A 24,428-nucleotide genomic window follows, 5' to 3' on the forward strand; every position below is an offset into this window, starting at 1 on the left:
ATAGTTTTATTTTTCATCTATGTTTTATTAAATGAATATCAGATTAATGTGTGTGTCAGGTTATTCTTATATATTAAGCTCTACCTCCAAAATCGTATGATCGCTATATTGCTTAACTTTACCATAATTCCAAGAAAATGTTTCACCTATATTATTTGACAAATCCTTGCTGACAAATATATGATCATCTTGATAATGATTTCTTTCAGCCATATTATTTCCAAAAAATGTTTGTGTGTATTTTGGTATACATTCATGATACTGCGCTTTTATGCTATTGAAAGTTTTCAAGAAAAAACCCTTATACATTTCAATATCAGCATTAAAATCTCCACCAATGATAAATTTACTAATGCTATCATTCATTATTTTATTATTGAAGATTTGTTCAATATGGTTTCTAATTGAATAAATATCATCAGGCGAAGTATTAGTATGTAAACTACATATAGTGAAAATATTATTATTAAACATTAATTCTGCAAATACTTGTTTTCCATTTATACTTTCATTATCTACACACACATTATCGACATACAATTCAGTAACATTCTTAAATGAACTTTTCTGTAGTAGATCTTTGCTGATATATACACATGTTCCCCATTTTATCAGATCCTGAACTCTGCAAGTATGGCTTTCCAAAATACCGTTTGCTCCTTATATAATTCAGGAACAACGGTTTCTTGAAGTAATGCTATATCAGGATTTATTGTATTTACTAAATAATCCCAAGCTAAATCATGGTTATCTTTCTGTTGCCAGTAATTCATATTCCAACTAATCAATTTCATCGTATTCCAATTCCTTTGCCCTCTTACACACATTAGGCCTACACCTATCCTACCTCAAAAATCATCTTTTTCAACCAACAAAAAACCGTTCAAAATTTATATGTACGCATATGCCATTAGTCTATAAGTTTTCTATCTCGGATAATTTTACAAAATATACAATTATCCATTTTAATTTTATCCTCCGGTTTTTAAAATTATTTTCACCCCTAAATATATCAATATTTTTCTGCAATCAATTCGAAATATTTTGATGGTGTAAAAATTAATGGTTTATCAATTTTTACATCTTCAAAATCCTTGTCTCCCGTAATCAAAATATCTGAATCAGATAAAATTGCGGATACAAGAACCGGTAAATCTTTTATATCCCGAACTTTTGGATATTTATTTTCATCAATTGTATCGGGACTCTTAAATTCTTCAAAAGTAATTCCATCAAAGAAAATACCCAATAACTCTTTTTTAAATGGAAATTTATTTTCAAAAACCTTTTTGCATTCTTCCTTTGTATATGAAGAAATTATTACCGTATGATTTTCAAGCAAATGAGAAAAAACTTTAGCAACCTTACCATCAGGGAAAAGTATCGCAGAAATCACAATGTTTGAATCTATGAAAATCCTCAACTCTTTTTCCTTAGCTCTTTAATATAAGCAATAACGTCATCTTCTGTTTGAAAGCCGGCTTTTTCTGCTTCTCCTTGCATTTGAGTTTGAATATTTGCTAAAGCTATTTGAGAAGCATTTGTAATATAAACTTTTCCTCTGCTTTCTTCAAAAAAGACTTTATCGCCGGTTTTTAACCCGAGCATATTTCTTATCGCAAGCGGAATTGTAATCTGACCCTTAGATGTTAGTTTTGCAAGCTCCATAAAACGCCTCCTTACTTTCCTTACTTATACTATTATATAATAATTAATTACTTTCTGTCAATAATTTCTACGAAATATTTTTGAAAGCTGCAATTTAAATCCATCAGATTTATATCTCGGAAATTTTAGCATTTGTCGACTTTTGAAAGTTGTGTTAATCTTTTAAATTTCCTTATAGAACTTCTTTTTCTGTTTAATATCACTTTTTATATATTTATCAAATGTAGGCTTTTCCAGAATCCTATCACTACTTCGGATATTAGTCTATAGTTTCAAATACAATCTGCATTGGGATATGATCTATTGTATTTTTAGATAATTTCCATTGATTTTGATACCATTTATCATGTTCTCCAGTTTTTACCGATAAAACCTTCCATTTTTCTGGAATAAAACAATAATCAACATGACCAATGTTTTTATAGGTTTTATTTCTTTATCTACTCAAATTCAATTTTATTAAATTTATGATAACAACTTTTAGGTTTTATCTTTGAATAAGTTTATCATGTAAGCAAAATATTCTCTTTCATTTTGATAGTTTATATCCGTATTAAAGTCTCCAACAACAATCGATTCAGATATGTTTCTATAGTCTTCTTCTTTTAACCCTTCGATTACTTGACCAATATAAGGAAAATCACATTTCTCTTTTTGTCCATACAGCGTATATTGTATAATATTCTTCATTGTTAAATACTTTGAAAGGAATGAAATATCTTATATTCCTATTATGATAATACTGAAGTGTAATACAGTATCTATTTGAAAATATTCCGACACCTAAATCACCTTTACCTGTTTTTTCATCATATTCGGTATTATCACCATACCAGTTTGAAAACTTGAAATAATTTGATAAATTGTATCTGTCTAGGTCTCTACACTCCTGAATAATGTAAATATCAGACGGAAATTCTTTGATTATTTTCTCTGCTTTTTCGCTTGTTAGACCGCAGCAACAATTCCATGTAACTAATATCATATTTTTCCTTTGTGCTCTCTGTGTTTTTACTAAACCAATACTTGAATTTATCTCACCACTGTTTTCCAATAGCCAAACATCATTTACTCCTTACCACTATCCTACCTCAAAACTTATCTTTTCAAGTAGAATCTCAAATAGTAAGGCTATACAACACAGCAGATAAATGCTAAAATGACTGCTGATTGTATGTTCATATTGAATCAAACTAAACTAATATTTAGAAGGCTAATAATGGGATACCGATGACTAAAAAATATTTTTATCCTACTTTATTTGAAAAATTTATTCTTATGAAGTCTTCGATTTCTTTTTCTTTTAGAATTGCACATTTAACTTCGGTACGGAAATTCCGAAGGCCGAAGTTAAATGTATTGTTTCGGTTTTAGCTTATCTAATTAAAGCTTTTTAAAAGCCCTTACTTTATCTTTTTGAAGACAGCGACGCCGTTATGGCCTCCGAAGCCGAGAGAGCCTGAGGCGGCACAGTTTATTCTGCCTTGACGCCCTTGTTCGGAACATAGTCCAAATCGCAGCCGGCTTCAAGGTCGGGTTCGGTTAGGTTGATGGTCGGGGGATAAAATCCATCTTCCATTGCCTTTATACAGAAAATAGCTTCAAGAGCTCCTGCGGCACCTAAGCAGTGGCCTATCATCGACTTGGTTGAAGAAACCTTCATTTTATATGCATGGTCTCCGAAAGCTTTTTTAATCATGGCTGTTTCTGCAGGGTCGTTAATCGGTGTCGAGGTTCCGTGAGCATTATAGTATTGAACTTCTTCAGGTTTTATGCCTGCATCGGCTAAGGCCTTGGTGATGGCCAATGCTCCTCCGTCTCCTGAGGGGTCGGGGCTGGTTAAGTGGTAGGCATCGGAGGAAGCTCCATAGCCTGCAAATTCCGCATATATTTTAGCACCCCTCTTTTTTGCATGTTCATATTCTTCAAGAATGAGAATGCCTGAGCCTTCGCCCATTACAAAGCCTGAACGCTTTTTATCGAAGGGACAGCAAGCCTTGGCAGGATCACCTGAGGCGAGGGTTTGCAAAATCGTAAAACCGCTTATACCGAAACCGGTAATTGTAGATTCCGTACCGCCCGATACGCATACATCAAGCCTTCCTGAGCGGACAAGGTCTAAAGCGTTTCCGAGAGCATCGGTACCGGAAGCACAGGCCGTAGCCAAGGTCCAAGACGGGCCCTTTATGCCGAACTGCATACTTATGTTTCCGGCTGCCTCATTCGGAATAAGAAGAGGAACAGTCATCGGCGGAATACGATCCGGAGCAACTTGAAAGTATTTTTTAAAGGCTTCTTGGTAGATTTCAAAACCGCCTATACCGTTTCCGAGTATTATACCTGTGCGGTTTGCATCGATGTTTTCTTTTGAAAGGCCGGCATCCTTCATTGCCTGCGAAGCTGCGGCTACGGCAAATTGAGTGAACCGAGCCATTTTACGGGCATCTTTTTTATCCATAAATTGTGAAGCGTCAAAGTTTTTTACTTCTGCCGCTATCTGAATCTTAAAATCGGAACAATCAAATTGGGTAATGTTTCCGATTCCGCATTTACCTGCTTTGATTCCTTCCCATGTTTCATCCAGGGTGTTTCCTATGGGGGTTACGGCACCGAGGCCTGTAATTACAACTCTTCTCATATAAACTCCTTTTTGCGTAAATTTCCGCATTTTTGTACTCTTTATTGTTCTTTATTAAAGAACGTTTTTTATATCAGGCTGTCTACAGAACAGCTTATAGAACAAAGTCTACTTGCTTACGCCTTCTCTGTCAAGGCCGGTTTTTATCCGTCGACTTTTATCAGGCCTTTCGGCTTCTGATTGCAGCCCGGCTTATCTTGCCGTTATGGGTTTTAGGCAACGTTTCTACAAATTCGAGAGAACGCGGGGCCTTGTAGAGGGCCGCATTTTTCTTTGCAAAGAACATAAGCTCTTTTTCCAAGGCTTGGCTCGGTTGATAGGTTTTATTTAAAACAACAAAGGCCTTTACAGCCTGTCCTCTTTTAGGGTCGGGGACGCCTGTTACCGCACATTCAAAGACTGCCGGATGTTGTAAAAGAACCGACTCCACCTCAAAGGGGCTTATACGGAAACCGGAACTTTTTATAAGGTCATCGGTTCGGCTTTCAAACCAAAAATAACCGTCTTCATCCCTATAGGCGGCGTCTCCCGTGTGGTAAACTCCGTCCTTAAAAACCTCGGCCGGTTTTTCTTCATTTTTATAATAGCCTCCGAACATTCCGAAGGGAACTTTTTTATCCAAACGCAAGATGATTTCTCCCGATTCTCCTGCTTTGCAAGAAGATCCGTCGGGGCGGATAATATCTATCTCATAGCCGGGGGCGGGCTTTCCCATTGAACCGGGTTTGATTTTCATGCCGGGGAAGGTTCCTGTTGTGAGGGTGAGCTCTGTTTGCCCGTAGCCTTCCCGCAGTTCTATTCCGGTCTTTTCTTTGAATATATTGAAGATGTCCATGCTAAGGGCTTCACCTGCCGTTGTACATTCTTCCAATGAGGATAAATCATAATCTTCTATTTTTTCGCGGATTAAGTACCTGTAAACGGTGGGAGGTGCACAAAAGGAAGTTATCCTGTATTTTGATAATTTTTCGAGCAGGTTTTTAGGGATAAACATTTTCATGTCATATACAAATACGGCACAGCCGCAAAGCCATTGACCGTAAATCTTTCCCCATAGCCTTTGCCCAACCTGTCTCGGCAACGCTTAAGTGTCTTCCGTCTTCCTTGACGTTTTGCCAAAATTTTGCGGTCGCAATGTGCCCAAGCGGATATAAAAAATTATGTTCCACCATTTTGGGATTACCCGAAGTGCCTGAGGTAAAGTACAAAAGAGCGGTGTCCTTTCCGCAAGGGTAGGCTTCTCCTTGGGGAGGTGTAAAATCTTCACTCATATTTTTTACGAGTTTATCAAAGGAAATCCAACCATCCATTTCGTCATGCACCCAAACAAGGAGGGGCTTATTATAAGCGGACTCGGCAGCTTTTTGAATTTCTTCTTGCAAATTCTTTTCTTGTACATTATCATTTTATATTGGCTGATTGAATACGGTATTCGATATCGTGGGCTGCGAGCTGGACCGTTGCAGGAACGGCTATTGCCCCTATTTTATGCAGGGCAGGAAGAACAAACCAAAACTCGTATCTTCTTCGCAAAAAAAGCAAAACCGTGTCGCCTCTTCCTATTCCCATAGCCTTAAAAAAGTTGGCCGTCTTATTTATCTGCTTTGCCAATTCTCCGAACGAAAAAATCCTTTCTTCGGTTTCATCGCACCAGACAAGAGCCTCTTTTTCGGGGTATTCCTTCGCTATTCTATCTATTATGTCATAAGCAAAATTAAAATTTTCGGGAGCTTTGACTGAAAAAGAATTATGTACGGTTTCCCAATCATCGCTTTCAATATAGTTTATATATTCTTTATAAAACATAGTTTCACCTTATAAGACTATAGACAAGGCTTTCCCGAAAAGGTTGCAATAGAAAAAAAAGAAGAAATATGCTAGAATTCCTTTTAATGTTAAAGGACGGGGTATTTTAAAGGAGGCTTATTTTAAAAGATTTTTATGGGAGAGCTTATATCAAGGACGACGAGCAATATCCTTTTGGATATGCTTATAGAACAAAACGGAAGGCCTCTTTCGGGCGAAGAAGCGGCTTTGCACTTAGGCCTTTCGAGGGTTTCCGTCTGGAAGGCTGTGCAAAAGCTGAGGGACGAAGGTTATGAAATTGAAGGCGGAAAGAACAAGGGCTATATTCTAAAATCCTCTTCAGATGTGCTGAACGCTTTTTCAATTGAAAAGAACCTATCTGCCTTTGCTCAATCCGTTTGCAAGGGGAAGGTTGAAGTTTTTAAGACAATAGATTCCACTAATACCGAGGCAAAAAGGCGTTTAACTTCTTCAAGCAGAGCCGAGTCCCTTCACGGAACGGTTCTTTTTGCCGAGCATCAAAGTGCAGGCAGAGGCCGCTTTTCACGCAGTTTTTATTCGCCGAGAGGAGCGGGCTTATACTTTAGCCTGATTTTGCCCTCAATTCCGGCAAAGACTGAAAGGAAGTGCCCGCTTCCGCTCTTTACGGCAATTTCGGCAGTTATTATCTGCCGCTGCTTAAGGTTCTGGGCTTTGCTCCGCAAATAAAGTGGGTAAATGATATTTATCTTAACGGAAAAAATCTGCGGCATTTTAAGCGAGGGAATTATCGATATGGAAACTTCCTCAGTGCAGGCCGTAATTATAGGTATAGGCCTCAATGTAAAAGAGTCTAATTTTCCTCCCGAACTTAAAAACAAGGCCGGCTCTCTTTTTACCGAAGCCGGCTCATCTTTTAGTGAAGCCGAAGCTCCATCCCTCAACCGGAATGTTTTAGCTTCTTCTATTATATCGAGCTTGATTGAATCCCTTTACGGTCTGCACTCTCAAGAAAACTTAATGGAAGAATATAAAAGCCTCTCCTCCTTACGGGAAAAAGGTAAGAGTTCTTCCCTTTGCCGGCATCCCCTATCAAGCCTTGGTTTTGGGAATCAGCGATTTAGGGCATCTTATCATAGAAACCGATGACGGCAAAAAAAATGAGTTAATTTCGGGCGAGGTTAGTTTGGGGCTTGAACCTTAAAAAAGCTCATCTTTGAACAAATGCTTTGCTAGACATAAATCAAAAAAACTGGTATAATCGCAAGTCTATGGATGCTCAAGAAAACAATAATGATGAAATAAGTTTAATTGACTTATTTGCCGTATTATTAGAATATAAGAAACTTATAATATTTACTACCTTTTTTGCTGCAGTTTTTATTTTTAGCTATTCTTTGATTTCTGTAAAACTGCCGCCTGAAAAATCTTATATGCCGAATGTTTATAGGCCTAAGGCCTTGATGTTGATAAATGATGCAAATTCGCAAGGGGGCGGTTTAGCCGGAAAACTAGCTTCAAGCGGATTAGGGAGTCTTGCAGGTTTAATGGGGGCTTCTGCTAGCGGAGGACAAACTTATAGCCGTTTAGCTATTTTTTTATCGACAACCAATTCTTTTTTGGATAACATAGTAGATGAATTTAATTTAATCGAAAAGTACAAAATAAAAAATCATTTAAGGGCCGAAAGCCGGAAAATCTTAACAGGAAAGTTAAAATCAAGTTTGATGATAAGACCGGAGTCTTAGAAATAGGTTTTGAGGATATAGATCCAGGATTGCAAAACAAGTGGTAATGCATTGTGTAAAATACTATGAGGATAATTACCGATCTTGGTTTGGATAGAGATAAAATAGAAAAGATAACCTTGAAAAATATAAAAATGTTTTAGCAGAAATAGATAGTATTACTGAAAATTAAAAGACTTGAAACAGCTTCTATGAATATTTACGGCTCAAACATTCCTTCTGTAGGTATTGATGCAGAAAATTAAATCTTGAACTGACTGCGCAAAAACATATATGCCCAATTAAAGGCTCAGTATGAAATGATCAAAATAAAGATCAACAGTAATACGCCGATATTACAAATTTGGAATACCCTGAGATACCGGATCAAAAGTCGGGCCCAAACCGAGGAAAGCTGTCCATTATATTTACTTTTGCTGCCTTTTTCTTTTCGATATTTTTAGCTTTTTACTTAATGCAATAAGCAATATAAAAGATCCTGAAACAATGGCAAAACTAAGAGGAAAATAAAAATGAAAAAATAGATTAGCTTTTTAGTTTTGCTTTTTGTGCAAATTATGATTTTGCTCAAGACTCAAAAAATACGGACGAGTCGATTTTGACAAAATAAAAGAAGGCGCCTATATTGCCATGTCTGATCCAAACTATTTAGTTACAGCCGGAGATGTTTACGGCCTTTCCTATGCTATGGGAGGTAAGATTGTCAATATAAATAATCGTCGATATTTCTTATAATGTGAAGATATTAAATCTGGCAACAATAAACGTAAACGGTCTTACCTTTCGCAATTTAAAAGACAGGTTGAGGATATTATAAGAAAAATTATCCTTTAAGCGGGCTCAATTGCTTATGATAAAGCCTTCGGTATTTAAGGTGATAATAAAGGGTGAAGTATTAAAAGTTGCCGAGGTTGAGGCAAGCGCTCTTACAAGATTGTCCAATGTTATACAAAACTCTTTTACGGAATATTCTTCTACCAGAAATATCGAAATAGTATCTTTGAATGGAAAAAAGAAGCTATGATCTTTTATGGCTTATAGAAATGGAGATTTCTCTCAAGATCCCTTTTACGTCCCGGACATAATTATTATTATAAACGCCTGGGCAGAAGGTAAAAATTACGGGAAGCGTTGAAAGACCGGGAACTTATGAACTTTTAGAAAATGAAAATATAAAAGAACTGATTGGTATGGCGGCGGGTTAAAGAGATTCGGATGTTTCAAAACTTACCGTAACGAGGAATAATAAGACCGAAAATTCCGATAGGCAGTTTTTAAAATTGAAAACGCAGAAAAGATGGAACCTTTTAAGCTTCAAAATAATGATATTGATATTCCGAATGATTTTCATATTCGACTCAAAATATTCCCTTGTAATATAGTATTCACCTAATGTGTGCCTTTTTGAATTACATTTTTTGTTCATATACCTTTAGTGTATTATCAGACTTAGGTACAAATAGAGATTTTGTAAGGGAACCTACCAAATGGCCCTTTTATATTGCCCAATCTCCCCAGTCTACACCACGCCCAGCCCTCCGGCACGGCAAACGGGATTTCATCCTCGATATCCTTCACCCTGCCGTCTGCGAACTCTCATAGTGCCTGTTATCATCACCGAAAAAATATAAGAATCATTTTACCGCGTTTCAGTTCACCTGAAGCGATTTTTTCTTTTCTGCACGGATTTTTCAAGGAGTATGGCTGCACTCTCATCACGGGTCTTGCTTTTACCAGCTTTCCGTGAATGGCGAGGTCTAAAATTTTTGACGTAATGCGTTTGTGTTCACGTTATAATCTCCTGTAACTGCCATTATCAGCTGCCGCTCATTTCAAGCGAGTTTTATATTCTTCTATCTGCTCGCTCAATTCCGTATATGGTGCGAAACATAAAATGTAAGAACTCCGCAGGATCATCCTTGTCTTGTGAAGAAGAAAGACTTTGAATATATTCTGCCCTATTTTCCTTTTTATAATCGAAGGAATTATTCCAGCCTCATATTGGATAAAATTCATTAAGAGCCGGCTCATCCGTCCGTTTCCATCTGCCCAAGGATGAATGTAAACAAGTTTATAATGAGCGAAAGCTAAAAGCGTATTGAACTTCTATTCGCTTTTGCGCAATGCTTTTCTTTCCGAATTGAGCCAACTGCAAAATTCTTCCAGTTTTGCGGAAGCTTCTGCCACGCCATATAGCTTTTTCCGCCTCGTCCTGCACTGACATTTACCAATCTGAGCTCTCCTTTTGCAGAAGAAAATGTTCTGCTGATGGTATTGTACACAGTGCCGGTATTTTCATTACGAGAGACGAAAGTTCACAGAGGATTTCCGGTGTCATTTGGTGTGCTGTTTTGCAAGTTCAAAGTTTTTCGTATGCAGCTTTTAGGTCAAGGTTCATAAGCTGTTCATGAATCGGTTTATTTGCACTTATCCCTTCGTCAAAGAGAAGCTGATTTTCAATTTCCGTTACGGTAGAACCTTCTATTGCGGTTGAATGTGTGATAATCGAATATAAATAGAATTTATCATAATCAAGCTGCTGAGAATTGCAGCTTGTTGTAGTTTATAACTTTGAAAGTTTATTAAAATTTGTTCTTCGTTCCGATCTATCATTCTTCAATTCCTTCAATCAGTTTGGAAAGTTCGGCAACAGCAGCGGCGACATTTGCGCTTTTGGTTTGAATTGTCTGCATAAGCTCGGCGAGTGAACAGTCCACTGTATCGGAACCGTCTTTTATCCAAGAAATATCCAGACCGGTTTTATCCCGTGCAAGCAGTTCATCGACGTGATATTTACGCCATCTGCCGTCGGATTTTCGGGCGACCACGTTTCTTTGCGGTCTTCAAAATGTCCACAGTAGCAGTTTACAAAGTCTTCAAGGTCGGAACGTTTAAGCGGTTTCGTTGCAAGTGTGTGTTTAATCCCTGTCCGGTAATCGTAATACCATGTCTCTTTGTGTCGGGCTACCTTTTCAAAGAACAGTACATTTGCTTTTACGCCGTTTGCGTAGAAAATACCGGTCGGCAAACGAAGAATCGTATGAAGATTAAAATCTTTTAGCAGTTTTTTGCGGAGAATTTCTCCGGCACCGTCTGCAAAAGCACATTATCGGGAAGAACGATTCCGGCTCTCCCGCCGTCCTTTAACATGACCATCATGTGCTGTAAAAATTTAACTGGTTGTTTTTGTTACAATTAAATCGGAACGCATGGTCGAAATATCGACGCTTCCTGCAGGCCGAGCGCCGAAAGGCGGATTTGCAAGAATTACATCTACAAGATGTTCGGGTTCGTGTTCCAAACTATCTTCACATTTAATCGGCGTGGTGTCCGCTCCAATGTCGTGAAGATAAAGATTCATAGAAGCCAACGTTACGACAAGAGGCGTAATGTCATTGCCCCTCAGCGCCTTCGTTTGTAAGAAATCCACTTTACTCTGTTCGTCGCTTTGTTTGCGCATATAATCATAGGCAGCAAGCAAGAAGCCTCCGGTTCCGCATGCCGGGTCGGCAACAGTCTCCATAATCTTCGGCTGAACAACATCAACCATAGCATTAATCAAGGCGCGGCGTAAAGTACTGCCCTGCTCCGGATTTTTATCCTGTCCGTTTTTTCAAGAATACTTTCGTAAATTGCGCCTTTAGGTCTCCGTCCATACTGAACCAGTTTTCTTCATCAATCATTCCGATCAGTTTTTAAGAAGAGCCGGTTTTGTAATCTTATTTTGTGCTTCCGTAAAATTGCGCCGATAAGTCCGTCAGTTGCCTGTAAATTTCCAGAATCTTTTCATATTTTGCAAGTTGATCAGTCCGTCCAGTTGAACAATATCTTTCCACTTACTTCCGTCAGGAAGTGCGCTGCCTAAATCGTATGATTCTTTTCAAAATCCATTTTAGAAATAAGAGATATGTCAGCTGAATAATATAATCCGTAAATCCGATGCCGGCTGCTGCAAGAACGTCTGCCATGTTCCAAACTTTTTCGTAAGAGCCTGTTCCGGTTTTGCTTGTGTTGCTTTTTTGCCATTTTATGCTGCCTTCCGTAGAATAAGTATTTTGAAATTGTCTGCATTTCCGCATTTAGTTTGTCGGCTCCGAAGATTGGAACGGCTTTTACAAACAAATCATGCTTTGCATTGTTTAATTCAATGTTCGTGATACAGCCGTTTTGAACGATATATTCTGCAATCTGCCGCACGATTTCAATTTGTTCCGGCGTAATTTACAAGCCTGTCCGCAATAAAGGTTGAAATAGCTGCCGAATCGCCTTTTAAGGGACACAAGTTCATCATCCAACTTATATCCATATCTTACCAGTTGAATAAGATTGGTAAAACGCCCAGCTCCGTTTCTCTGTTTAAGGGTTTTACTTTTCCGCTTTCTCCGTCCAGCGTTTGATAGCACGTCCATAAGAATTCCCGGCTTGAACTGGTTATTATACGCAATCAGCTTCTTTTCCAAATCTTTAAGCATTGTATACGTGATGGCGATTTTTTCCTGATTATAAAGAATCCGTAACGCTTCAATTTCATCTTTATTGTCATCAAGATAGGTTTCAAATGTCGCAATATATTCTTTTGCCTGCTCTTTGAAAATCCTGCATAAATTAACGTATCCTGTTTTTCAAGGGCAATTTTAATAAATCCGGCATTGATTTCAAAAGTTTTTGCGGGCTTTTACGTTGTTTATGAGCGGGGAAATTAAAATCTTTCTTTTTGTGTTCGGCTCGTTAATATCTTTGTAGGGGGGTAAACTGCAAGACTCGGGTGCGATTGATTCAAAAATATTTACAGCCAATTGTTTTACGGTAATAGCGCCGAGTAAGTCATTAAGTTCGATAATATCTTCCGATTCGGCTTTTTTATTTACGCGTGAAAGATAGTCTGCTAAAAGTTCCAAATTATTATCGGATAATTCTCCGTGTGCAAGATGTTCAAGAAGGTCCTTGAGCGGCAAGACTTTTTTTACATCGCCGTTTCCGCCCGGAGCCGGCATTGATTTTTCATGCTCCGTTACGCCTACAGCATCCACAAGATAGTAAAAATCTTTTGAGATCGCATTTGAGGTTACGTTTCTTAGTTTATCGTCGGCAAATGTTCTGCATCCGCGTCCTTTCATCTGAGTGTAGAGAACTTCGGAATGTATATCGCGCATAAAAACAAGAATTTCCAAAGGTCTGATATCGGTGCCTGTTGCAACAAGGGTAACGGTAATTGCAATCCGAAAATCTTTATCATTTCTAAAATCGCTGATCAGTTGATTTGAATTTCCGGATTTACACGTAATCAACTGGGCATAATGTTCGGGGATTTCTCCGTTAGAAATTCGTTTTGAAAACCTTTTGATTGCTTTCAATATGTCTTCTGCATGGTTTTCTGTTTTTGCAAAGAAAAGCGTTTTTGGAATCATAGTCCAATCTTTTTTTCTGTCCGGGTACAGAGACTCATAGATGGAATCTTTATATGCTTGAACAACCGTTTCTATTTGTGCCGGAATCACGACACTTCTGTCTATATCCGTTTTGGTGAATTGCCGGTCTTCATGCTGCTTTTGCGTTTTTCTTTTACCGCTCCAGTTGGAAACTTTTTTGATTTTTCACCGTCTTTAATGGTGCCGCCGGTTTCCGAAATTTCGGTTTTAATTCTATACACACGGAGGAACATTAACCCGTCGGCAATGGATTTTTCCAAAGTGTAATTTACTACCCGGTTTTTATTAAAAAACGCTTCAGCTTCAGGTGTCGGAGTTGCCGTCAGTCCGATGATTTTTGCATTATTAAAATAAGTAAGAACCTGCCGCCAATCTCCGTAAATCGAACGATGACATTCATCAATTATAATTACGTCAAAGAAACCGGCGGTAAAGTATGTTTCCGGTAAACTGAATTCGTTTTCCCGGTGCATTTTCATCATTATCCATTTCTTCGTCATCGCCGGCATCGTTTATTTTTGCCCCGTGAGCACTGCAAAAAGCCGTTGAATCGTTGAAATGACGACACTTGCATTTCCTATTTTTTCAACGCTTTTAAGACGATGAACAATATATTCATCGGAAAAAGGATTACCTGTTTCCGTAAGTTTATAGGTGCCGAACTCGCCTTCGGCTTGCTTCCCAAGATTGTTACGGTCGACAAGGAAAAGAACCCGCTTTGCGGATGTATAATTCAAAAGACGATACGCAGCGGTACAGGCGGTAAATGTTTTTCCGGCACCCGTAGCTAAAACGATAAGAGCCTTTTTGAATCCCTGCTTAAATGAAAGTTCCAGCTTCGTGATTGCTTCAAATTGACATCCTCTTAACCCTTTTGCCCCTACAGCCGGGACAGAAGGAAGTTTTGCATATTCCGAATCAATGTCGCCGCCCGCCAATTTAACAATATCTTTCGGAGAGAGCATTTTTAAGAACTTTATAACTCGGTTTTCGTCGTGCATATCCTTAAAGAGCAAAGTCCGCCGTTTGAAAGAAAAATAAACGGAAGCGGAGGTTTCCATGCCCGTATCCAATCGGGCAGAATATTTCCGTAATTTTGCGCTTGTTCTGCAACTTCAAGGCCTAAATTATTCTCTTTTCCTTTTGCTTCAAGAACCCCTATAGCTTTTCCGTCAAGATAAAGAATGTAATCAGCTTCTTTATTACCTTTTAAGATATTTTCACGGACGGCTTGTGCATTTATCGCTTCGGGAACAAACTCATCCCGGTTGACTACCGTCCAGCCGGCATCTTCAAGATATGCATCTATATAAACACGCGCTTTTTGCTCAGGCAATAGGCCGTCATATCTGAAATTATGATTGTTCTTGTATTCCGTCATAAATATATCCTAATGTTCTCATATCCCAAAACTATAGGAACAATTATAACACTATTTTAGTTATTTTAATAGTACCTTATAATGCTTAAAAGGCAGCCGCTGAATGGCCGCAGCGTTTTGTAGTTTCGGGGATGTTTCTAAATTTTGTTACTTTTTCATCATCCTTTGCTAGACTTAAACTGCACTTTAAGATAATATACCGGTAGAAGATAGGAGCCGTTTATGATAAAAATTCTAAAAATAGAAAACAAAGACGAAAAAGCAAAAATTGTCGAAGAAGTTTTGACGGATTTACCGGAATGGTTCGGATTGCCTGAAAGCACAAAAGAGTATATTAATGATTCAAAAGAATTGGATTTATGGGCAGCAAAAGAAAATGATGAAATTATCGGGTTTATAACATTAACCGAATCAAGCCCTGATTGCGCTGATGTGCATTGTATGGGAGTAAAAAAAAAATATATCACAATAAGGGAATCGGCACATTATTATTTAATGAGCTGAAAAAATTTGCTTCAACTAAATATGATTATATACAGGTAAAAACGGTAGATGAAGGACACTATAAAGAATATGACCAAACAATAGCCTTTTATAAAAAACAAGGATTTAAAAAATTAGAAGTTTTTCCCACACTCTGGGATGAATGGAATCCTTGTCTGATAATGATCCAAAAATTATAAAATATCAAAAGTATTATCGGATAATTTTAGAATTTTATCATTACATTGTACTTGCAAAAAAAATATTTTGTATTATAATATTATGAGGGGGTAAGTATGGCAAGTACATTAGTTCAAATTAGGGTTGATGAGAAACTGAAAGATGATGTGACTGCTGTTTATGAGCAGTTAGGATTAGACTTATCCACAGCCGTACGTATATTTTTTAAGCGTAGTGTTGCTGAAAATGGGATTCCTTTTAATATGAAACTGGAAAATACCAAACAAACTTTAATAAAAAAAGAAATCCCTCCGGACATTCTTTCAGCAATGCAATCTATGTCTAAAAGTGCAGCAATTTATGGCGTTTCCGAAATGAGCATTGAGGAAATTAATAATGAAATTGATGCAGCACGAAGAGGAAAATAGAGTGCCTCTGTACGCTGTAATTGATACAAATGTTCTTGTTTCTGCATTTTTAAAAGAAAATTCTATTCCTCGTTTTGTGATTAACTATATGTATGCAGGCAAAATCATCCCAATTTATAATGAGGTGGAAACCTTTGTTGTAACACCTCGTCAATTTAGATTTACTTGAGAAACCAATTTAGTAACAAAGGAGCTTCACCTCATGTATATAACCGATAACGAAACAAAAAAGGCCTTACTTATTTTTACCGATATATTTTCAGGAGCGGCCTCAAACTCTCATATAAGCCGTTCCGCATTACAGGAAAAAAGTGCGGAAGCCCTAAAAGAAATAGAAGAAAAGGAGCTGCAAAGCCTCGTTGAAACCATCTTTTTAAAGCCCCTATCCTCCCTCCGCTTTAGAATAGCAAAAGAAAACCCTGCAACTCTTGTAGGTTCGGGGCAGCTTGAAAAAATTGCTCAAGCTATCGAAGAAGAAGGAGCCGACCTTGTTGTGTTTAATAGTGCGGTAAGCCCCCGCATTCAGCGAAACCTTGAAGCAGCCCTTAACACCTGCGTTATAGACCGCTCCGAGGTTATTATCCAAATATTTGCAGATAGAGCTCAAACAAGGGAGGCCGTCTTGCAGGCTGAACTCGCCCGTTTAGAATACTCTATGCCCCGCCTTACAAGATGGACGAGCCTTGCCCAACAAAGAGGCGGGGCAAAAGGAACAAGGGAGCTTCCAGAGGTGCGGGTGAAAAAGCTGGAACTTGACAGAAGGCGCTTAAAAACCGAAATTGCCAAGCTCAAAAAAGAGGTAGAGCGGGTAAGACTTCAACGGAGTGAACAGCGTAAAACCCGCTTAAACGGGGATAAAAAAATAGGAGCTATCGTAGGCTACACAAATGCCGGAAAATCCTCCCTTTTAAAAAAACTTTCGGGGGCGGAAGTCTTTACCGAAGACAAGCTTTTTGCCACCCTTGATGCCGAAACCAGAAAAGTTTTTACAAACGGGCGAAAAAATATTCAAATTTATTGATAGACACTGTAGGCTTTGTAAGTAATCTTCCTCACCAGTTGATTGATGCCTTCCGCTCGACCTTGGAAGAAGCCGCCCTTGCAGATTTTTTAATCATAGTCTGCGATGCTGCCCATCCTGCAATGCCTGAATGTCTTGAAGTAACAAAAAAAGTCTTAGACGAGCTTTCTTGCAGCAATAAGCCTGCCATAATCGCAATAAACAAAATAGATGAAGTTTTTGATGAGGCTCAAATACTGAGCTTAAAAGAGCGTTACCCCGAAGCCGTCGAAATTTCGGTTAAGACGGGAGGGACTTGAAGGGTTAAAAAGAAAACTTGTTTCAATATGCGGTCTATAAACGGAAAATCACAAAAAAACAGGAAAATACAAAAAACCCCCGTAAGGGCCTTTTAAGGCATCCGTCTTACGGAGGTTAAAAGCATAAGAGCTTAAATAACCGTTCTTAATTACGGTATTTCAATGTAGAAAAAGTCATAATCCAGCTTATCATTGCCATGCGCATCCTTACCGGGAGAAACCAAGTTACAGGCAAATGCCCGATTTCATGCATCACCCTTTGCCTTAGCTTTAGCAGGTGTATTGTCATCTTCATGGGTATCGTTTTCAGCTGCAGTACGGGATCCGTCGGTAATACCTTCACCGTCAGGATTAAAAGGAGCAGCTCCGATTTTTACTGCATAGTTACCTCCGCGGAAAAGCTTATCATCATCAATATAACCCGTAATAAGCACATAGTATTTTGCATTAGGCTCTGCAACATATTCATCCGGAATTGTTTCCAATTTTTCCTGAACAGCAGTTAACAGCATACATAGTCCTTAACATTTTTAGTATACCACAAATTGTCAAGTTTTTCTATAATTGATTGATTATACTTAAAATCCGGTCGCTTATCTTTTTTTCTTAGTCAATGCTCCCTTAAAGGCTATATCCAAAACTTCTTCAACATGGCTTACAGGGTAGAACTTAATGCCCTTTTTAATGTATTCGGGGATTTCGTCCAAGTCCCTTGTGTTAGCCTGAGGAATAATAACTTCCTTTATCCCGTTGCGGCGGGCGGCGATTGTTTTTTCTTTTAGGCCGCCTATGGCAAGAACCTGTCCTGTAAGTGAAAGCTCTCCGGTCATGGCAAGTTTAGACTTGATGGTTTTCCCTGAAAAAAGAGATAAAAGAGCTGTGGCCATAGTGATACCGGCGGATGGGCCGTCCTTTGGGTAGCTCTCCGGCAGGTGAAGGTGAATTATATTTTTTCGAACCAGTCCGGTTTTTATCTTTTGGTCTACGGCAAACATTCGAGTCCATGAAAGGGCTATGCCTGCAGATTCTTTCATAACGTTTCCGGCTTGGCCTGTGAGTTTAAAGCCGCCCTTTCCAAGCATAGATGCAGTTTCTATCAAAGAGTATCTCCGCCCATAGATGTCCATGCAAGACCTATCGAGGTACCTGGAACATCGGCTTTTTAATATCGTCATCGCGGAAGATAACCTTGCCAAGCATCTTTCAATGTCGGCCTTTGTTACGATCAGTTTTCGTCTTCTTTCTTTGCCGTTTACAATTTCGGTTGCAACCTTGCGGTGAATCTTATCCAGCTTCTTTTCAAAGTTGCGCACGCCGGCTTTGCGTAAGAGTTGGCAATGTAAAGGAGCATATCCTGACTGTAGACTACCTGATTCTTTTTAAGACCGTGCTTTTCAAGGCTTTTCGGAATAAGGTGTTTTTTTGCTATCTGCACCTTTTCGGAATCAATGTAGCCTGAAAGCTTTATTACCTCGGCCCTGTCCAAAAGAGGGCGGGGAATGGAATCGAGGGTGTTTGCCGTGAGAATAAAAACTATGTTGGAAAGGTCAAAGGGCAAATCCAAATAGTGGTCTCTAAAGTTTATATTTTGCTCGGGGTCTAAAACTTCGAGGAGGGCACTTGAAGGGTCTCCCTGATAGCTTTGCCCCATCTTATCGACCTCGTCTATCATAAAAACGGGAGAATTGGTTTTTACTATCTTTAAACCCTGAAGGATTTTACCGGGCATGGCACCTATGTAGGTTCTTCTGTGCCCCTTTATTTCGGCCTCATCCCTCATGCCTCCGACCGAAAACCTAAAGAAGGGCTTAGACATAGCTCTGGCTATGGACATTCCGACGCTCGTTTTACCTACACCGGGCGGGCCTAACAAAAGAATGATCGAACCCTTGGTGTCCTTCTTTAACTTTCGCACGGAAAGGTATTCTATTATTCGGGTCTTTACGTCTTCAAGCCCATAGTGATCCTTGTTTAAAATCTTTTGAGCTTTTGCAATATCGTATTCTTCCGGCTCCGAATTTTTCCACGGAAGGGAAAGAATGGTTTCCAGATAATTGCGGGTAACTATGTATTCGGAAGAATAGGGGTCGAGCATCTTAAATTTTTCAAATTCGGAGTCCACCACTTCTTTTACCTCTCCGGTAAATTGAAACTCTTCTATCCTCTTTGCAAAATTTTCTTCTTCATTGGTCTTAGGATCTGTGGTCAGCCCCAATTCTTCTTTGATGGATTTAAGTTCTTCCCTTAAAAAATAATCGCGCTGATTTTTTTCGACACGCATGTTAAGGTCATCCTGTATCTTGCGCTGAACCTGTAAAAGTTCTTGTTCTTTTTTAATGTGAACAAAGACCTCTTCCATTCTCTTTTTTACATTTAGAGTTTCAAGAATCTTTTGCTGATCTTCTTTTTGAATGTTTAAGATACTTGCGATAAAGTCGGCTATTTTTCCGGGATGGTCAATATTGATCATATTGAGCCGCATCTCTTCGGAGAACAGGGGATTGTTTTCAGAAAGCTGCTTCATCTCGCTTATGAGGGCTCTGGTAAGGGCTTCCACCTCGTGGCTTTTTTCTTCTTCATCATCCAGATATTGAACGGCTACGACTATGGGATTTGTATCATTGACGGTTTTGCGTATCTTAAAGCGTTTTTGAGTGGCTATAAAAACATTGAGCCCGCCGTCGGGCAGATTTATCTTACGCACGATTTTTGCAGCACAGCCTACCTTGTACAAGTCCTTGGCTTGAGGGTTTTCTATATTGTTTTTAAGAAGGGTAAGCCCTATAAAACCGTCGCCCGCATAGGCATCTTCGATTGACTTTATGTCTTCGGGGGCATTAATTAAAAGCGGCGTAAAAATGCCGGGAAAAATCGGCCTGCCGCTCAAAGGAATAATGTTCAACTTCTGAGGCAGCAAGCTTTCTATCGGAACAATTTCTTTTTTATCACTCATTCTTTAAATATCTCAATAATTTAAAAAAAAGTCAATCGGAAAAGATGATTATTAGCGGGAACTCCTTATGTTTACAGTTGAGCTCTCCTTAACTCTTTTCTCTACTTTTTCTCTCTTATATTCTCAACAAAACTTCTTCTTTAACTTTGAGTTATCTAATTTAGGGTATATTTTTATTTCCAGCCCCATTCCAATACTATCAACATAATCAATAAGTGTCGATAACTTTATATCTCCCTCTGATTTTTTTCTTCAGCTTTTACAATATCTTTTACCATTTATACGTAAATCGATTTTATCAGAATTCATCTGAATTTATCCATCTTCTTAATTTTGATTCCATTTTTTTCCTTATTTTTTCTGAAAATTCCGAAAAAGTGCTGCAATTTTGCGGAATATAAAAAGGACATAGGTAAAGCATTCCTCCCATTCCCTTTATTTCTCCTAACTCATTTAAAATTGTCTCATTTTCATTTTCAAATGGATATATGTAAGCTCCCTTCATAGTTTTATAATATGCATATATGCTATAACTTGGGCTAAATCATCGGAGGCGGATTCCTTTTATCAAAAGGTTTATATTTAGCATCCAGCACAAAATCATCTCTATAAAAATCAGGAATAAATCGGCCGATATTATTGGTTAAAACAGATATTCCCCTACTCCTTTCTATTTTCAGGGTGAAAAATCCGATTTGTTTTAATATTGTTGCAAGATACTGTTCCCAAAGCCATGAAACGTCAAATAAAATTCCGTATACACGATTCTTCTGCCGTGCAAATTTTATTTTTTTATTTTGAAGAATTTGAATACATAATTTTTTTAGCGGAACATAATAGGTAAAATACGGATGGTTTTGTTTTTTTATAGCAACAGCTATTATTTTTTGTCTTTCACCTGAATTGTAAAGAGGCGTTGCCATTTTGATTGTTTTGACAGCATCACGAATTTCTTGAGAAGAAGTTAAAATACCGGCAATATCTTTTTTGGCTGAGATATATTCAATCGTGTGCCGTATAAGTTCTGTTGTTGTATTGTCATAAGAATATTCTCTTGTTTTATATGCAATCTTTCCTTCAAATGGAATATTTTTTTGAATATGACGGGAAATCTCAATGACGCCCCTGACGTTTTCATCATTTTTATGAAAAGTTTTATATTCTTTATACATGCCTTGAGAGAGAGCTTTTTGCAAAAGCCGTGGGAATATATAAATAAGTAAGTTTAATACACTTTCTTGTGAAGATGAAAAATTGAGGTTTGTAATATTAAGGTTTAATACTTTTTGAATCATGTAATGAAGAAAAAAATCTTCTTCGTTTTTTGCAAATCGTGAGGTTATGGAAATATCAGTATCATTTATGCCAATGAATCCCGCTATATTTTCCGTAGAAAAAATATAATTTTCTTCCTTGTCTGATTTTGTAAGGCTTCCGAGTTTTGACTCTTTTAGTAAGTCTGCGGAATCTTCCAACTTTGTCGGAAATATCAAAAGGTTTTCCTCCGTTGAAAGTTCTGCAAGCGTTTTATTTGAAATCTTTTATATCATTTACGGCAGCCTTAAAATCTGTTTCTTCGTATTCTTGGCTAATAGTTTGTAACTGTTTGCCGCCGTTATTGTCTGTAGTCTTAAAATAGCCATAAAAATTATTCAATATTTATCATATCAAAAGCATTCTTTAATAATTCAAGATTGCTTTCTTCATTTCCGCTTCCCTTTAAATATTCAACAAGAAGATCATGCAATGAATTTTTCCCAAAGTTCATCAGAAGTTTCCATGTCATCATCCAATTGCTTAAAGTAAGCAGCTCCTATATGATATGCAGAATTAAGACCGTCAATTTTGCTTATTGCATTGTTAAGACTCTCCATACGCGTTTTGTGTTTTCTGAAAGCTCAAAATTTCCGCACTTTGAGCTGCCGTAATTTCTTTAAAAGCAAACCTTCGTCTCATAGCAAAATCCATGCTTTCAACGCTGCGGTCAATATCGTTCATTGTACCTATGATGTAAACATTTTCGGGAACATAAAAACCGTCTTCAAAAATGTCGCCTGTTTCAACAAGATTCTGATACTGTGTTTTTACCAGTCCTTTTTTACCACGGTAACCGGGATCAACGGAAAAGAAAAGTTCTCCAAAAATTTTACTTATTTCTCCACGATTGATTTCATCAATAATAAAAATAAAATCTTTTTGCTTTATAGGTTCGGAGATTTCCAAAATACTTGAAGAATTTTGATTTGTATAAATCCAATTTAATGCAGCCCAATATGCAGAAGAATGAGAGCCTCCTATCACATTTCTAAATTCTTTATCAATATTTTTTATATTATCCAAACTTTGTTTATCAACAAACACTTTTGACAGTTTTTCAAGACGATCGTAAGAAACAATGTATGTTGTTTCTTTCCCGGAAGCCTTTGTTTTAACAACGATATTATCATTATCTGTTACTTGTAAAATATCCAGAGGGATATTTGTTCTTTGATGTAACTCCTTTAAATCTCCATTACGTATCTTATCAAGCAATTCAAAAAAATTTATTGAAGGAAACTTCTTTCTGCATTTCATGAATAGATTTTTACTATCTTGTAAATTCTTAACGGCTTTTTACAGAAAGCCTTAAAGGCTCCATCCTTGCGTTCAAACATCATGTTAGTTTTATCGGTATTATTTACAGGTCTTAACCCTTCAACAAAATCCGTATAGTCATAACTTGGATGAAACTGAACAAATCCGTTTCTGCATCCATGAGTTTAGCTATCTGTTTTGTAAGATATGTTTTCCGGTTCCGGGAGCACCGTGTAGAATTATATTGTGGTGCTTTTAAGGAAATTTTGTAATTTTGTATATTTGTTTTGAGGATTAAATCATTTGTATCAGGTTCATCCCTCTTCTTGTTCAGTATTATCTTTTTTGCTTCCGGACTATTTTCCCAAATACTCCATAATTCATCTCCTTTGCCATATAGTTTTTTAGAATCAGTGTTTGAAAGTATAATTTGCTGCATTTTTGAAATGGGACTGTTAATAGTGAAATTATTATCTTTATTTGCTAAATATAATATTGCTTTTGGTAAATAAATATTTAGCAGTTTTTTATTAGAGTATAAAAAAGCAATTTTCCATTTATATGCATCGCCTAAATCAATTAAATCTATTTCTTCAAAATGACCTTTTTGAGATGCTTCAATAATTCTGATTATATTTGAGTGTACATTTTCATAGGCTTCCTGTCGATCTTTCCCGTATTTACTATACCAAGCATATTCATTGTCGGATAAAGTTCCATTTCTCCCCTTTATTTTACCGCCTATTTTAAATATTCCAAATTTATAAGCTGATCCGCCCCATATTGAACCTAGCTTTTCTGTTTTTTTCTCAACCCAATAACAAAATGAGTTACTCCTCTCCGTATTTGTATATTCTTCCAAAGTTAAATTTCGTACTCTTTCTAAAGGAAATTCATTGTTGAATTCTTCATAAATTTTATCCTTTTCTCGTTCAATAACATCAGTTAACATTTATTCATCTCCATTCTATATAAGATTTTTTAATATGCCGGAAAAATAAAAATAGTTTTATTTTTCATCTATGTTTTATTAAATGAATATCAGATTAATGTGTGTGTCAGGTTATTCTTATATATTAAGCTCTACCTCCAAAATCGTATGATCGCTATATTGCTTAACTTTACCATAATTCCAAGAAAATGTTTCACCTATATTATTTGACAAATCCTTGCTGACAAATATATGATCATCTTGATAATGATTTCTTTCAGCCATATTATTTCCAAAAAATGTTTGTGTGTATTTTGGTATACATTCATGATACTGCGCTTTTATGCTATTGAAAGTTTTCAAGAAAAAACCCTTATACATTTCAATATCAGCATTAAAATCTCCACCAATGATAAATTTACTAATGCTATCATTCATTATTTTATTATTGAAGATTTGTTCAATATGGTTTCTAATTGAATAAATATCATCAGGCGAAGTATTAGTATGTAAACTACATATAGTGAAAATATTATTATTAAACATTAATTCTGCAAATACTTGTTTTCCATTTATACTTTCATTATCTACACACACATTATCGACATACAATTCAGTAACATTCTTAAATGAACTTTTCTGTAGTAGATCTTTGCTGATATATACACATGTTCCCCATTTTATCGGGTCCTGAACTCTGCAAGTATGGCTTTCCAAAAATACCGTTTGCTCCTTATATAATTCAGGAACAACGGTTTCTTGAAGTAATGCTATATCAGGATTTATTGTATTTACTAAATAATCCCAAGCTAAATCATGGTTATCTTTCTGTTGCCAGTAATTCATATTCCAACTAATCAATTTCATCGTATTCCAATTCCTTTGCCGCCTCTTACACACATTAGGCCTA

27 protein-coding genes and 9 pseudogenes are annotated in these 24,428 nt (G+C 37.3%); 9 read left to right on the plus strand and 27 right to left on the minus strand.

What is annotated here, in order from left to right; translation table 11 throughout:
- Positions 1–66: 66 nt before the first annotated feature.
- The 7 genes and pseudogenes from E4N78_RS02305 to E4N78_RS02335 form a co-directional block, all read right to left on the minus strand.
- Positions 67–645 carry an endonuclease/exonuclease/phosphatase family protein gene (locus E4N78_RS02305; protein WP_255811483.1) on the minus strand — a complete coding sequence of 193 codons (579 nt, stop codon included), beginning with the start codon at positions 643–645 and terminating at the stop codon, positions 67–69.
- Positions 612–773, minus strand: a complete 162-nt coding sequence (locus E4N78_RS02310; protein ID WP_255811484.1) for a hypothetical protein — start codon at positions 771–773, stop codon at positions 612–614. Before E4N78_RS02310 ends, E4N78_RS02305 begins: the two co-directional genes overlap by 34 nt.
- Before the next feature lie 239 nt (positions 774–1,012).
- Positions 1,013–1,423 carry a putative toxin-antitoxin system toxin component, PIN family gene (locus E4N78_RS02315; RefSeq protein WP_010694433.1) on the minus strand — a complete coding sequence of 137 codons (411 nt, stop codon included), beginning with the start codon at positions 1,421–1,423 and terminating at the stop codon, positions 1,013–1,015.
- On the minus strand, positions 1,420–1,668 hold the full coding sequence (locus E4N78_RS02320) for an AbrB/MazE/SpoVT family DNA-binding domain-containing protein (protein WP_255811485.1): 249 nt from the start codon (positions 1,666–1,668) through the stop codon (positions 1,420–1,422). Before E4N78_RS02320 ends, E4N78_RS02315 begins: the two co-directional genes overlap by 4 nt.
- Before the next feature lie 640 nt (positions 1,669–2,308).
- A complete protein-coding gene (locus E4N78_RS02325) occupies positions 2,309–2,722 on the minus strand; it encodes a hypothetical protein (RefSeq protein WP_255811486.1) in 414 nt (137 codons plus the stop codon).
- A 349-nt stretch (positions 2,723–3,071) separates the two neighbouring features.
- Positions 3,072–4,306 (minus strand): annotated as a pseudogene (gene fabF / locus E4N78_RS02330) (beta-ketoacyl-ACP synthase II).
- 160 nt (positions 4,307–4,466) lie between these two features.
- Positions 4,467–6,112, minus strand: a pseudogene (locus E4N78_RS02335) (AMP-binding protein).
- A gap of 135 nt (positions 6,113–6,247) precedes the next feature.
- Here E4N78_RS02335 and E4N78_RS02340 point away from each other — a divergent pair.
- The 4 genes and pseudogenes from E4N78_RS02340 to E4N78_RS13775 all read left to right on the plus strand — a co-directional run bounded on the left by E4N78_RS02340 (position 6,248) and on the right by E4N78_RS13775 (position 9,044).
- Positions 6,248–7,295: pseudogene (locus E4N78_RS02340) on the plus strand (biotin--[acetyl-CoA-carboxylase] ligase).
- A gap of 67 nt (positions 7,296–7,362) precedes the next feature.
- Positions 7,363–7,839 (plus strand): hypothetical protein, encoded by a 477-nt coding sequence (locus E4N78_RS02345; protein ID WP_255811487.1) that lies wholly within the window; start codon positions 7,363–7,365, stop codon positions 7,837–7,839.
- Positions 7,840–8,689: 850 nt separating this feature from the next.
- Entirely contained in the window at positions 8,690–8,863 is a 174-nt protein-coding gene (locus E4N78_RS02350) for a hypothetical protein (RefSeq protein WP_255811488.1), read from the plus strand.
- Positions 8,864–8,957: 94 nt separating this feature from the next.
- Entirely contained in the window at positions 8,958–9,044 is an 87-nt protein-coding gene (locus E4N78_RS13775; protein WP_370645023.1) for a hypothetical protein, read from the plus strand.
- 301 nt (positions 9,045–9,345) lie between these two features.
- On the opposite strand, the pseudogene E4N78_RS02355 reads toward E4N78_RS13775, so the two are convergent.
- The 11 genes and pseudogenes from E4N78_RS02355 to E4N78_RS02400 form a co-directional block, all read right to left on the minus strand.
- Positions 9,346–9,629 (minus strand): annotated as a pseudogene (locus tag E4N78_RS02355) (restriction endonuclease subunit S); the annotation flags it as partial.
- Between the two features lie 37 nt (positions 9,630–9,666).
- The gene (locus E4N78_RS02360) at positions 9,667–9,900 is read right to left on the minus strand and encodes a Fic family protein (protein ID WP_255812305.1); all 234 of its coding nucleotides are present in this window, start codon (positions 9,898–9,900) and stop codon (positions 9,667–9,669) included.
- Between the two features lie 26 nt (positions 9,901–9,926).
- Entirely contained in the window at positions 9,927–10,121 is a 195-nt protein-coding gene (locus E4N78_RS02365; RefSeq protein WP_255811489.1) for a hypothetical protein, read from the minus strand.
- A 327-nt stretch (positions 10,122–10,448) separates the two neighbouring features.
- Entirely contained in the window at positions 10,449–10,667 is a 219-nt protein-coding gene (locus E4N78_RS02370; protein ID WP_255811490.1) for a hypothetical protein, read from the minus strand.
- A pseudogene (locus E4N78_RS13780) lies at positions 10,574–10,998 on the minus strand (HsdM family class I SAM-dependent methyltransferase). The gene E4N78_RS02370 and the pseudogene E4N78_RS13780 overlap by 94 nt, the downstream one beginning before the upstream one ends.
- Before the next feature lie 13 nt (positions 10,999–11,011).
- A complete protein-coding gene (locus E4N78_RS02380; protein WP_255811491.1) occupies positions 11,012–11,389 on the minus strand; it encodes an HsdM family class I SAM-dependent methyltransferase in 378 nt (125 codons plus the stop codon).
- Positions 11,390–11,700: 311 nt separating this feature from the next.
- Positions 11,701–12,036, minus strand: coding sequence for a hypothetical protein (locus E4N78_RS02385; RefSeq protein ID WP_255811492.1), 336 nt, complete (start codon positions 12,034–12,036; stop codon positions 11,701–11,703).
- Entirely contained in the window at positions 11,979–12,434 is a 456-nt protein-coding gene (locus tag E4N78_RS13785; protein ID WP_370645024.1) for a type I restriction-modification enzyme R subunit C-terminal domain-containing protein, read from the minus strand. The genes E4N78_RS02385 and E4N78_RS13785 overlap by 58 nt, the downstream gene beginning before the upstream one ends.
- A 60-nt stretch (positions 12,435–12,494) precedes the next feature.
- A complete protein-coding gene (locus E4N78_RS02390; RefSeq protein WP_255811493.1) occupies positions 12,495–13,337 on the minus strand; it encodes a hypothetical protein in 843 nt (280 codons plus the stop codon).
- Between the two features lie 11 nt (positions 13,338–13,348).
- Positions 13,349–14,329 (minus strand): annotated as a pseudogene (locus tag E4N78_RS02395) (DEAD/DEAH box helicase family protein).
- Positions 14,245–14,649 (minus strand): hypothetical protein, encoded by a 405-nt coding sequence (locus E4N78_RS02400; protein WP_255811494.1) that lies wholly within the window; start codon positions 14,647–14,649, stop codon positions 14,245–14,247. Before E4N78_RS02400 ends, E4N78_RS02395 begins: the two are co-directional and overlap by 85 nt.
- Before the next feature lie 222 nt (positions 14,650–14,871).
- Here E4N78_RS02400 and E4N78_RS13790 point away from each other — a divergent pair.
- The 5 genes and pseudogenes from E4N78_RS13790 to E4N78_RS13795 all read left to right on the plus strand — a co-directional run bounded on the left by E4N78_RS13790 (position 14,872) and on the right by E4N78_RS13795 (position 17,060).
- Positions 14,872–15,332, plus strand: a pseudogene (locus E4N78_RS13790) (GNAT family N-acetyltransferase).
- A 96-nt stretch (positions 15,333–15,428) separates the two neighbouring features.
- Positions 15,429–15,740, plus strand: a complete 312-nt coding sequence (locus E4N78_RS02410) for a type II toxin-antitoxin system RelB/DinJ family antitoxin (protein WP_010693046.1) — start codon at positions 15,429–15,431, stop codon at positions 15,738–15,740.
- Positions 15,709–15,864, plus strand: a pseudogene (locus tag E4N78_RS02415) (toxin PIN); the annotation flags it as partial. The gene E4N78_RS02410 and the pseudogene E4N78_RS02415, both read left to right, overlap by 32 nt.
- 78 nt (positions 15,865–15,942) lie before the next feature.
- Positions 15,943–16,761, plus strand: coding sequence for a GTPase HflX (gene hflX, locus E4N78_RS02420; protein ID WP_370645002.1), 819 nt, complete (start codon positions 15,943–15,945; stop codon positions 16,759–16,761).
- Positions 16,758–17,060: a P-loop NTPase family protein gene (locus E4N78_RS13795; protein WP_370645003.1), complete on the plus strand. Its 303-nt coding sequence runs from the start codon at positions 16,758–16,760 to the stop codon at positions 17,058–17,060. The genes hflX and E4N78_RS13795 overlap by 4 nt, the downstream gene beginning before the upstream one ends.
- A gap of 245 nt (positions 17,061–17,305) precedes the next feature.
- Here the strand turns inward: E4N78_RS13795 and E4N78_RS02425 are convergent, their stop codons facing one another.
- The 9 genes and pseudogenes from E4N78_RS02425 to E4N78_RS02465 form a co-directional block, all read right to left on the minus strand.
- On the minus strand, positions 17,306–17,572 hold the full coding sequence (locus E4N78_RS02425) for a hypothetical protein (protein ID WP_255811480.1): 267 nt from the start codon (positions 17,570–17,572) through the stop codon (positions 17,306–17,308).
- A gap of 81 nt (positions 17,573–17,653) precedes the next feature.
- Positions 17,654–20,013, minus strand: a pseudogene (gene lon, locus E4N78_RS02430) (endopeptidase La).
- A gap of 298 nt (positions 20,014–20,311) precedes the next feature.
- Entirely contained in the window at positions 20,312–20,518 is a 207-nt protein-coding gene (locus E4N78_RS02435; protein WP_255811497.1) for a hypothetical protein, read from the minus strand.
- 34 nt (positions 20,519–20,552) lie between these two features.
- On the minus strand, positions 20,553–21,506 hold the full coding sequence (locus E4N78_RS02440) for an McrC family protein (protein WP_255811498.1): 954 nt from the start codon (positions 21,504–21,506) through the stop codon (positions 20,553–20,555).
- Positions 21,507–21,540: 34 nt separating this feature from the next.
- The gene (locus E4N78_RS02445) at positions 21,541–21,669 is read right to left on the minus strand and encodes a hypothetical protein (RefSeq protein WP_255811499.1); all 129 of its coding nucleotides are present in this window, start codon (positions 21,667–21,669) and stop codon (positions 21,541–21,543) included.
- 83 nt (positions 21,670–21,752) lie between these two features.
- A complete protein-coding gene (locus tag E4N78_RS02450) occupies positions 21,753–21,887 on the minus strand; it encodes a hypothetical protein (protein WP_255811500.1) in 135 nt (44 codons plus the stop codon).
- Complete coding sequence (locus tag E4N78_RS02455; protein ID WP_255811501.1) at positions 21,874–22,587, minus strand: AAA family ATPase; 714 nt, start codon at positions 22,585–22,587, stop codon at positions 21,874–21,876. The genes E4N78_RS02450 and E4N78_RS02455 overlap by 14 nt, the downstream gene beginning before the upstream one ends.
- A gap of 112 nt (positions 22,588–22,699) precedes the next feature.
- Positions 22,700–23,539 carry a hypothetical protein gene (locus tag E4N78_RS02460; protein ID WP_255811502.1) on the minus strand — a complete coding sequence of 280 codons (840 nt, stop codon included), beginning with the start codon at positions 23,537–23,539 and terminating at the stop codon, positions 22,700–22,702.
- Positions 23,540–23,656: 117 nt separating this feature from the next.
- Positions 23,657–24,364 carry an endonuclease/exonuclease/phosphatase family protein gene (locus E4N78_RS02465; protein ID WP_255811503.1) on the minus strand — a complete coding sequence of 236 codons (708 nt, stop codon included), beginning with the start codon at positions 24,362–24,364 and terminating at the stop codon, positions 23,657–23,659.
- Positions 24,365–24,428 lie beyond the last annotated feature (64 nt).

The organism is Treponema denticola (assembly GCF_024400535.1).
GTDB classification, from domain to species: domain Bacteria; phylum Spirochaetota; class Spirochaetia; order Treponematales; family Treponemataceae; genus Treponema_B; species Treponema_B denticola_C.

What these genes read in the sequence shown, in the direction of transcription:
- hflX (WP_370645002.1), top strand. Translation starts at nt 15,943, where the DNA reads ATGTATATAACCGATAACGAAACAAAAAAGGCCTTACTTATTTTTACC.
- E4N78_RS02455 (WP_255811501.1), bottom strand. Translation starts at nt 22,587, where the DNA reads ATGAAATGCAGAAAGAAGTTTCCTTCAATAAATTTTTTTGAATTGCTT.
- E4N78_RS02465 (WP_255811503.1), bottom strand. Translation starts at nt 24,364, where the DNA reads ATGAATTACTGGCAACAGAAAGATAACCATGATTTAGCTTGGGATTAT.
- E4N78_RS02460 (WP_255811502.1), bottom strand. Translation starts at nt 23,539, where the DNA reads ATGTTAACTGATGTTATTGAACGAGAAAAGGATAAAATTTATGAAGAA.
- E4N78_RS02435 (WP_255811497.1), bottom strand. Translation starts at nt 20,518, where the DNA reads ATGAAGGGAGCTTACATATATCCATTTGAAAATGAAAATGAGACAATT.
- E4N78_RS02410 (WP_010693046.1), top strand. Translation starts at nt 15,429, where the DNA reads ATGGCAAGTACATTAGTTCAAATTAGGGTTGATGAGAAACTGAAAGAT.
- E4N78_RS02310 (WP_255811484.1), bottom strand. Translation starts at nt 773, where the DNA reads ATGAATTACTGGCAACAGAAAGATAACCATGATTTAGCTTGGGATTAT.
- E4N78_RS02425 (WP_255811480.1), bottom strand. Translation starts at nt 17,572, where the DNA reads ATGCTGTTAACTGCTGTTCAGGAAAAATTGGAAACAATTCCGGATGAA.
- E4N78_RS02320 (WP_255811485.1), bottom strand. Translation starts at nt 1,668, where the DNA reads ATGGAGCTTGCAAAACTAACATCTAAGGGTCAGATTACAATTCCGCTT.
- E4N78_RS02450 (WP_255811500.1), bottom strand. Translation starts at nt 21,887, where the DNA reads ATGGAGAGTCTTAACAATGCAATAAGCAAAATTGACGGTCTTAATTCT.
- E4N78_RS02380 (WP_255811491.1), bottom strand. Translation starts at nt 11,389, where the DNA reads ATGGTTGATGTTGTTCAGCCGAAGATTATGGAGACTGTTGCCGACCCG.
- E4N78_RS02345 (WP_255811487.1), top strand. Translation starts at nt 7,363, where the DNA reads ATGGATGCTCAAGAAAACAATAATGATGAAATAAGTTTAATTGACTTA.
- E4N78_RS02350 (WP_255811488.1), top strand. Translation starts at nt 8,690, where the DNA reads ATGATAAAGCCTTCGGTATTTAAGGTGATAATAAAGGGTGAAGTATTA.
- E4N78_RS02400 (WP_255811494.1), bottom strand. Translation starts at nt 14,649, where the DNA reads ATGACGGAATACAAGAACAATCATAATTTCAGATATGACGGCCTATTG.